Here is a 411-nt window from a genome sequence, read left to right on the forward strand (position 1 = left end):
CTACAAATTCTTCGTTGGACGTTAAATTTTTCTTAACGAGAACGCATGCCGCGGCGCCTCCCTCCCCTTAATGCATTGCGCGTCTTTGAAGTCGCTGGCCGTCACCTGAGCTTCAGCCGGGCCGCAGACGAGCTTTGCGTAACGAACGCCGCCGTCAGCCACCAGATCAAGCAGCTCGAAGATCATCTGGGCAAGAAGCTCTTCGCACGCCGCAACAACCAGCTCACGCTCACGGACGCCGGCGACAACTACCTGCCCCGCGTGCGGGACGCCCTGCGTGCGCTCGAACAAGCCACCGATCTGTTGATGGACACCGCCGATGCGCCCCTGCGCGTGGCCGTGCCGCCAACCTTTGGCGCCAAGTGGCTGGTGCCGCGCCTGTATCGCTTCTTCAACCAGCACCCCCACGTG

At 62.0% G+C, this 411-nt stretch carries 1 protein-coding gene; it reads left to right on the forward strand.

The genetic code is table 11. The annotated features are described in order from the left end of the window. Positions 1-45: 45 nt before the first annotated feature. Positions 46-411: LysR family transcriptional regulator (locus H0241_RS35360; protein WP_181062302.1), on the forward strand; the 366-nt coding region annotated here is incomplete at its 3' end.

The sequence above is a fragment of the Mesorhizobium neociceri genome, assembly GCF_013520985.1.
GTDB lineage: Bacteria > Pseudomonadota > Alphaproteobacteria > Rhizobiales > Rhizobiaceae > Mesorhizobium > Mesorhizobium neociceri.